The organism is Novosphingobium sp. (assembly GCF_032093395.1).
Taxonomy (GTDB): Bacteria; Pseudomonadota; Alphaproteobacteria; order Sphingomonadales; family Sphingomonadaceae; genus Novosphingobium.
Window position 1 is genome coordinate 1 of sequence record NZ_DAMDBA010000030.1, and the last position, 8,537, is coordinate 8,537.

9 protein-coding genes are annotated in these 8,537 nt (G+C 65.8%); 8 read left to right on the forward strand and 1 reads right to left on the reverse strand.

The genetic code is table 11. The features are described from left to right. From RT424_RS11880 to RT424_RS11910, 7 genes are all read left to right on the forward strand, one after another. On the forward strand, positions 1–1,093 hold a 1,093-nt coding region (locus tag RT424_RS11880), incomplete at its 5' end, for a PQQ-dependent sugar dehydrogenase (protein ID WP_313438136.1). Positions 1,094–1,266: 173 nt separating this feature from the next. After that, the gene (locus RT424_RS11885) at positions 1,267–1,785 is read left to right on the forward strand and encodes an N-acetyltransferase (RefSeq protein WP_313438138.1); all 519 of its coding nucleotides are present in this window, start codon (positions 1,267–1,269) and stop codon (positions 1,783–1,785) included. Positions 1,786–1,881: 96 nt separating this feature from the next. Beyond that, positions 1,882–2,430 (forward strand): DUF1285 domain-containing protein, encoded by a 549-nt coding sequence (locus RT424_RS11890; protein ID WP_313438141.1) that lies wholly within the window; start codon positions 1,882–1,884, stop codon positions 2,428–2,430. Further along, a complete protein-coding gene (locus tag RT424_RS11895) occupies positions 2,427–3,020 on the forward strand; it encodes a CoA pyrophosphatase (protein WP_313438144.1) in 594 nt (197 codons plus the stop codon). The genes RT424_RS11890 and RT424_RS11895 overlap by 4 nt, the downstream gene beginning before the upstream one ends. Next, a complete protein-coding gene (locus RT424_RS11900) occupies positions 3,013–4,185 on the forward strand; it encodes a CCA tRNA nucleotidyltransferase (RefSeq protein WP_313438147.1) in 1,173 nt (390 codons plus the stop codon). The genes RT424_RS11895 and RT424_RS11900 overlap by 8 nt, the downstream gene beginning before the upstream one ends. Further along, complete coding sequence (locus RT424_RS11905) at positions 4,182–4,829, forward strand: TIGR02281 family clan AA aspartic protease (protein ID WP_313438150.1); 648 nt, start codon at positions 4,182–4,184, stop codon at positions 4,827–4,829. Before RT424_RS11900 ends, RT424_RS11905 begins: the two co-directional genes overlap by 4 nt. Before the next feature lie 43 nt (positions 4,830–4,872). Next, the gene (locus RT424_RS11910; RefSeq protein WP_313438281.1) at positions 4,873–5,529 is read left to right on the forward strand and encodes a retropepsin-like aspartic protease; all 657 of its coding nucleotides are present in this window, start codon (positions 4,873–4,875) and stop codon (positions 5,527–5,529) included. A 142-nt stretch (positions 5,530–5,671) separates the two neighbouring features. Here RT424_RS11910 and parC read toward each other — a convergent pair whose 3' ends face one another. Further along, the gene (parC, locus tag RT424_RS11915) at positions 5,672–7,966 is read right to left on the reverse strand and encodes a DNA topoisomerase IV subunit A (RefSeq protein WP_313438284.1); all 2,295 of its coding nucleotides are present in this window, start codon (positions 7,964–7,966) and stop codon (positions 5,672–5,674) included. Between the two features lie 102 nt (positions 7,967–8,068). On the opposite strand from parC, the gene RT424_RS11920 reads away from it, so the two are divergent. Then, positions 8,069–8,537 (forward strand): type 1 glutamine amidotransferase domain-containing protein (locus RT424_RS11920; protein ID WP_313438153.1); only part of this gene is annotated, 469 nt, incomplete at its 3' end.

The following is an 8,537-nucleotide window of genomic DNA, read 5'->3' on the forward strand; positions in this document are numbered from 1 at the left end:
GGACAAGGCATCGGCCGCATCCTCGGGCGATGCGCCGTTCAAGGTAGAGCAGATCGCGGGCTTCGACGAGCCCTGGGCCATGGCGATCGACAAGGCCACCGGCACGATGATCGTCACCGAAAGGAAAGGCACGATCAAGCTGCGCCTCGCGGACGGCACCCCCGGCACCGTTTCCGGCGCCCCCGAGGTAGCCTATGGCGGCCAGGGCGGCCTTGGCGACGTGATCTTCGCGCCCGACCAGAAAGGCGCCACGCTCGACGGGCGCGTGATCTACCTCAGCTGGGCCGAAGCGGGTCAGGGAGACACACGCGGCGCGGCGGTCGGCAAGGGCACCCTTTCTTGCCCGCAGCCCACGGCTTGCGCGATCCAGGGTCTCTCGGTGATCTGGCGGCAGGTGCCCAAGGTGACGGGTCAGGGCCACTATTCGCATCGCCTCGCCTTCTCGCCGGACGGCAGGTACCTCTTCATCGCGTCGGGAGATCGGCAGAAGTTCACCCCGGCACAGGATCTCGGCGGCAATCTGGGCAAGATCGTGCGCCTCCTGCCGGACGGCACGCCCGCGCCCGGCAACCCCTATGCCGACAAGCCCGCGCCGACCAACCAGATCTGGTCCTACGGCCACCGCAACGTGCTCGGCCTCGCCTTCGACGACCGGGGCCGGCTCTGGGATCTGGAGCACGGACCGGCGGGCGGCGACGAACTGAACCTGGTGGCGCCGGGCAAGAACTATGGCTGGCCGCTGGTATCGGACGGCGATCACTACGACGGCAAGCCGATCCCGCGCCACGCCACCCGCCCCGACCTTGCCGCCCCCGCGATAAGCTGGAACCCGGTGATCGCGCCGGGAGACTTCATCTTCTATTCCGGCGCGCTGTTCCCCCAGTGGAAGGGCCAAGCGCTGATCGCATCGCTCACCCTGCCCGGCGTCGTCCGCGTCAGGATCGACGGAGAAAAGGCGGTCGAGGAGGCGCGCTACCCGCTCGACAACCGCATCCGCGAGATCGAGCAGGGCAGCGACGGCACGATCTGGCTGCTGGAAGACGGCAAAGAGGGCGGCGCGGGGCGTCTCCTCAAGCTGACGCCGAAAAGCTAAGCCGGGAGAGAGAGGCCCACGAGCTCCAACCCCGTCATGCTGAAACAGTTCAGCATGACGTTGAAAAATAGCGGAACCTGGCCACCAGCCGACCAGCTTGTCGCCATGACAGCGCCGGGACCGCTCGCGAATTGAATCGACAAATGCGCGCGCCGCACCTATCGGCGCGCGCCATGTCCGAAGCTGCCACACTCATCCCGCTCGACAATGTCGATCCCGTTCTCGTCGAGACTCTCCTCGACAGCGCTTTCGAGCCGGAGCGACACAAGCGCACCGCTTACAAGGTCCGCGACGGGGTGGACTGGCTACCCGGCCTCAGCTTTGCGGCGCTCGATGCGGACGAGATGCTGGTCGGCACGATCCAGTGCTGGCCGGTCGCGCTCACCGACCCGGACGGCCGCGCCCATCCGATGATCATGGTCGGCCCGGTCGCGGTCATGCCCGGACACCAGGGTCAGGGTTATGGCCAGGCGCTGATGTCGGCCGCGATGGCCGGCATCGATTCGCGCGCGCCGCTGCCACAGGTGATGGTCGGCGATCCCGAATATTATGGCCGCTTCTGGGGCTACAGCAACGAGTGGACGCAAGGCTGGAGCCTTCCCGGCCCGTTCGAACGGCACCGCCTGCTGGTGCGCTGCGATAACCCCGCCGTGCTCCCGCGCGAGGGTATGCTCGGTCCCTGGCTGCGATAAGAGGATTTCACTGCGCGCAACCACAAAGGCGCGATATCCCATCCTCCCTCGGCGCTGGACCTTGGCGCGCGCCCCCCTATCTGGCATCGGGAAGCCATGCCTTATGAACCGCCGCCCGAACTGAACGCCCTTTCGCTCGGCCAGGTGGCCGATCTGGTCGCGGCCCGAAAGCTGCCGCCGGTTTCCCAGTGGTCGCCGCAGCACATCGGCGAGAGCGAGATGGTCGTCCGCGCCGACGGCCGCTGGTTCCATCAGGGCGGCGAGATTCGCCGTCCTGCCATGGTCCGCGCTTTCGCCTCGCTGCTGCTGCGGGACGGCGAAGGCGCGCATTGGCTGGTCACTCCGGTCGAGAAGCTGGCGATCAAGGTCGAGGACGCGGCTTTCATCGCCGTAGACGTGCGGCGCGACGGTGACGCGCTGGTGTTCCGGCTCAACACCGACGATCTGGTCATTGCCGGACCCGAGCATCCGATCCGCAGCGAGGGCGATCCCGAGACCCCCGCGATCTATCTCGGCGTCCGCAACGGTACCGAAGCGCGCCTGAACCGCAGCACTTACAGCCAGCTCGTGGAGATCGCACTGGAGCGCGGCGACGATCTGACCGTCTCCAGCCAGGGCATGACCTTCAGGCTGATCCCTGCATGAGCAGCCTGTTCGACGATGTTTCCCGTCGCTTCGAAGCAGGACGAACGGCCGTGCCCGGCGAACTCTGGATCGATCCACGCATTCATGCGATAGAGACGTTCAAGCCCGCCGCCGTCCTCATCACCCTTACCGAGCGGCCGCGCCCCGGAATGCTGCTCCTGCACCGGCCTTCCAACATGCGCGCCCATCCCGGCCAGATCGCCTTTCCCGGCGGCCGCCTCGACCCCGGTGAAACCGCGACCGAAGGCGCCCTGCGCGAAGCCGAGGAGGAGCTGGGCATTCACCCGCGCGACGTGCAGGTGATCGGCACCGGAGACCGTTACCGTACCGGCAGCGGCTACGAGATCACCCCGGTCATCGGCGTCATCCCGCCCGACCTGCCGATCACCCCGAACCCCGCGGAAGTCGCGCAATGGTTCGAAGCCCCGGCCGAATTCGTACTCGATCCGGCCAACCAGAAGACGAAATGGATCGAAGCTGAGGGCGAACGCCACGCCTTCGTCGAGATCACCTGGTACGAACACCGGATCTGGGGCGTTACCGGCGCGATCCTTCATAACCTTGCCCGCAGGCTGAACTGGAATGACTGAGACACTGACTGCCGACTGGATGGCCCGCGAAGATCTTGCCGCGCTGGTGGCCGCGCTGGGTCACGACAACGTGCGCTACGTCGGCGGGGCCGTGCGCGACACCCTGCTCGGCCAGCCGGTCAAGGACATCGACATGGCCACGTCGCTGCTGCCCGAAGACGTCATGCAGCGTCTTTGGAATGCCGATATCCGCCACGTCCCCACCGGGATCGAGCATGGCACCGTCACCGCGGTGCTGCCCGGCGGCCCGGTCGAGATCACCACCCTGCGCCACGACGTTTCCACCGACGGCCGCCGCGCCACCGTGGCCTTCGCCACCGATTGGCGCGAAGACGCCGCCCGGCGCGATTTCACGATCAATGCACTCTACGCCGATCCGGCCACGGGTGAAATCTTCGACTGGTTCGGCGGCCTGGCGGATCTCGCCACCCGCCATGTCCGCTTTATCGGCGACGCCGCCCAGCGCATCCGCGAGGATCACTTGCGCATCCTGCGCTACTTCCGCTTCCAGGCCCGCTTCGGCTCGATCCCTGCGGACGCCGAGGCGGAAAGCGCCTGCTCCGAACTCGCGCCGACATTAAAAGGCCTTTCGCGCGAGCGGGTGGGCATGGAGATGATGAACCTGCTCGGCCTGCCCGATCCGGCAGCGACCGTGGCGCGCATGGCCGAACTGGGCGTGCTGGCCGTTATCCTGCCCGAAGCCCGGCCCGAGGCTTTGGCAACGCTCGTCGTGGTGGAACGGGCGCAGGGTGTGGAACCCGATGCGATCCGCCGCCTCGCCGCACTGCTGCCCGCGCAAGTGCCGCTGGCGGAGCAGGTCGCCTCGCGCTTCCGCCTGTCGGGCGCGCAGAAGAAGCGCCTCGCCGCCGCCGCCGGCCGCTCGGATGAGGCTGGCGATGCACGCGTGCTTGCCTACCGCATGGGCATCGAAGGCGCGCTTGACCGCGTGCTGATCGCCGGGGCCGACGCCTCGCCGCTCACCGGCTGGCAGGTTCCGGCCTTTCCGCTCAAGGGCGGGCAGATCGTCGCGCGGGGGGTAGGCGCCGGGCCGGAAGTCGCGCGGCTGCTGAGACAAGTGGAAGATCGCTGGATCGCCGAAGGCTTTCCCGACGAGGCCCGCGTTTCGGCCCTGCTCGATGCGGAACTGGCAGGCCAGACCCCATGAATCTGGGCGAACTGGGCAGCCTCCTCTACGCGAAGCCGCTGCTGGCGCTGACCATTCTCGCCATTCTCGTTTCGGTAGCTGCCGGAACGATGGCGCAGCATCGCCCGCGCCTGGGCCAGACCCTGCGCAACTTCTCGCACATCGGCATTGTCGCGGCGCTGCTGCTGACGGTGACGCAGATCGCCTTGCACAATACCCGCTCGGAGGCCGCGCTCTTGCTCGATCGGGCGCAAGAACTCACTGTCCAGGGCCACGAAACGGTGATCCCGCTGCGCGCCAACGGCCACTACTGGGCCAGGGCCCGGCTGAACGGCGAGCCGGTGGACTTCCTTATCGATACGGGTGCCTCCTATACCGCCATTTCAAAATCGGTCGCAGCGCGCGTCGGGGTCCGGGAAGATGCAGAGAATCGCGGCGTCCCGCTGATAACCGCCAACGGCGCGATCATCGCCCGGCTCGCCGTAGCCAATTCGCTCAGTTTCGGCTCGATCGAAGCGCACGAGTTACCTGTGGCCATCATGCCGGACAATGCGACAGGCACGGAAACCAATGTCATCGGCATGAACCTGCTTTCGCAACTGGCAAGCTGGCGCGTCGAGGATGACCGTCTGATCCTTGTGCCCCGGCCTGTCGCGGAGCCGTGATCCTGTCAGCATTCCGACAGGATGTTCCTGTTATGGGCCGGTGATGGACTTTCCCGAACTCCTGTCTTTCCTGGCGAGCCAGCCGTTGCTGGCATTGGCCCTGGCGGCGATTTTCGTCACCGTTCTGGGCGGATTGCTGCGCGGTCCGCTGCCCTTTTTCGGCGGCTTCATTCGCGGAATCGGCAATCTCGGCCTCGTCGCGGCACTGCTGCTGACGGTGGCGCAGGCAACCCGCCTCACCAGCGGCATGGACTTCGCCCTTCCCGGTCTCGAACTGCCGGAACTGGGCCTGTCGCGCCAGAGCGTGAGCGGCGGCGAGACTCGCGTAGCGATGAAGCCGGACGGGCACTTCTGGGTCCGTGCCACGATCAACGGCGTGGAAGGCGATTTCCTTGTCGATACCGGGGCGACCCTCACCGCCATCTCGCCGCGAATGGCCAACGCCGCCGAAGTCCGCGCCCAGCCGCTGCGCCAGAATATCGCCATGCGCACCGCCAACGGTACGATAGCGGCGCAGTTGGGAATGGTGGACGAACTGCGCTTCGGCAGCGTAGTTGCGCGTCAGCTAGATGTGGTGGTGGCGCCGGGTCTGGAGGACCAGAACGTCATCGGCATGAATCTGCTCTCTCGCCTGGCAAGCTGGCGGGTAGAGGGGCGGACGCTGATTTTGGTGCCGCATCACCCGCAGCCAGTGAAGTAAGGCAGAAATACGTCGTCCCGGACTTGATCCGGGACCGCTGGCCTAGCCGCGGCCAACCCTCGGCTGGGCGCCGTTCCGCAAGGTCGCGCCTAAAGGATTGCCAGCGGTCCCGGATCAAGTCCGGGACGACGATTTACTCACGTCAGCCTTGAAACTTATTATCCCTTGGGAACCCAACCGGCGGCAGGCGGCCAGCCGCGCCGCGCGCGACCTTCCACATGACCATGTCCTTCTCGGTCCGGGTGCGGCCGCTTTCGCCGCCCATCGTCCAGGAGAGACCGTCTTCCAGCTTGAGCGTGATGATGTCGGACAGCCCCCCGTCGCGGTAGCGCTGGAGCGTAACGCCCTGGCCCTTGGCCATGACCGGCAGTTCCTCGAGGCTGAAGATCACCAGCTTGCGGTTGTCCCCAACCACCGCGACGTGATCGTGCTCCACCGGGATCTCTCTCACGAAGGTCAGATGCACGCCCTGCTTGGTGGACATCACCGCGCGCCCCTTGCGGGTTTCGGCCAGAAGTTCGTCCGCCTCCGCCGCGAAGCCGCGCCCCACGTTCGAAGCCAGCAGCAACTGCGCCTTGGGCTTGTAAGGCAGCGCCGCCACGACATGCGCTTCCGCGTCGATATCGACCATGGTGCGGATCGGCTCGCCGAAGCCGCGCGCGCCGGGCAGCTTGTCTGCGCCGAGGGTGTAGAAGCGGCCGTTGTCCACCGCGATCAGGATCTTGTCGGTGGTCTGCGCGTGGAACGCGAAAGCCGGGCCGTCGCCTTCCTTGAACTTGAAGTCGCCGTCTAGCGCCACATGCCCCCTGGCCGCGCGGATCCAGCCGCGCTGAGAGAGGATCACCGTCACCGGCTCCTTCTCGATCATCGCATCCATCGAGAATTCGACCGTCGGCGTCGCCTGCGCGATCGTGGTGCGGCGGCGGCCGAGTTCGGTATCCTCGGCATAGTCCTTGCGCAGATTGGTGAGATCGCGCTTCAGGCGCGTGCGCTGGCGGGCCGGACTTTCGAGCAGCTTGTTGAGGTCGTCCTGCTCCTTCAGCAGGTCCGCGTGCTCCTTGCGAAGCTCCATCTCCTCAAGCTTGCGCAAGCTGCGCAGACGCATATTGAGGATCGCTTCGGCCTGGCGGTCGGTCAGTTCGAACTCGGCCATCATCACCGGCTTGGGCTCGTCCTCGGTGCGGATGATCTCGATGATCCGGTCGAGGTTGAGATAGGCGATGATGTAGCCCGCGACCAGTTCCAGCCGCGAGGCGATCTTTTCCAGCCGGTGCCGGGTACGGCGCAGCAGGATGTCGATCTGGCTGTAGACCCATTCGGACAGCAGCAGCTTGAGACCCAGGACGCCCGGCGTGCGGTGTGAATCCAGCACATTGAGGTTGAGCGAGAAGCGGCTTTCCAGATCGGTCAGCCGGTAGAGGCTTTCCTTCAGTAGTTCCGGATCGACGTTGCGGCTCTTCGGTACGAAGACGATGCGGATCTGCTCGTCGCTCTCGTCGCGGATGTCTTCGAGAATCGGCAGCTTGCGATCGGCGATCAGCTGCGCGACCTGCTCGATCAGCTTGCCTTTGGCCAGCATGTAGGGAATCTCGGAAATGACCAGCTGCCACTGACCGCTGCCGAGTTTCTCGACGCCGGTTTCCTCCCAGTGGCCCGCCGCATCCTTGCCGCACGAAAAACGCCCGCGGACGCGGAACGCGCCCTTGCCGGTCGCGTAGGCGTGGCTGATCGCCTCCGGGCTGTCCACCACCATGCCGCCGGTGGCGAAGTCCGGGCCGTGGAAGACCTGCATGAGCTGGTCATGTTCGGCATGGGGATTGTCGATCAGCATCATCGTGGCGTCGATGATCTCGGCGACGTTGTGGCTGGGGATAGAAGTTGCCATGCCCACGGCGATGCCGGTGGAACCGTTGGCCAGCAGGTTCGGGAACATGCCGGGGAAGATTTCCGGCTCGCTTTCCTCACCGTTGTAGGTGGGGACGAAATCGACCGTGCCTTCGTCCAGCCCCGCCATGAGATGGATCGCGGTGCGCGTCAGGCGCGCTTCGGTGTAGCGATAGGCCGCAGCGTTATCGCCGTCGATATTGCCGAAGTTGCCCTGCCCCTGCACCAGCGGATAGCGCAGCGAGAAGTCCTGCGCCAAACGCACCATGGCATCGTAGACCGAGGCGTCGCCATGGGGGTGATATTTGCCGATCACGTCACCCACGACGCGAGCCGACTTCTTGTAGGCGCTGGCCGGATCGAGCTTCAACTGCCGCATCGCCCAGAGCAGGCGACGATGCACCGGCTTCAGCCCGTCACGCAGATCCGGCAGCGAACGCGCTGTAATCGTTGACAGGGCATAGACGAGATAGCGCTCTGACAGCGCGGCATCGAAAGGCGCATCGACGATGGCGTCGAACGGATCGGAATCTTCGTCGGTCGTGGTCACCATGACCAACAGACCTAGCAACGCGGCGAGCCGAGCGGAACCACCGGAACGGAAGTTTTCCGCCACTCATTCCTTTTGCAAACCCTAGATGCAGGAGAATTTTCCATGACCAAGCGCGTTCTCATCGTCGCCACCAACGGTTTCGAGCAGTCCGAACTCACCGGCCCGCGCGATGCGCTTAACCAGGCCGGCATCGAAACCGTGATCGCCAGCCCCGAAAGCGGCGAGATCAAGGGCTGGCAACACACCGACTGGGGCGACAGCATCAAGGTCGATGCCACGCTCGATGCGGTAAGCGCGGCCGATTTCGACGCGCTCGTGCTGCCGGGCGGCCAGATCAATCCCGATGTGCTGCGCACCAAGCCGGAGGCCGTCCAACTGGTGCGAGATTTCCTCGACGCCGGCAAGCCGGTGGCGGCGATCTGCCACGGGCCCTGGCTGCTGGTGGAAGCCGATGTCGTGCGCGGCAGGACGGTGACCAGTTGGCCCTCGATCCGAACCGACTTGCGCAATGCCGGAGCCGAGGTGGTGGATCAGGAAGTGGCGGTGGATGGCCTGCTGATCACCAGCCGCC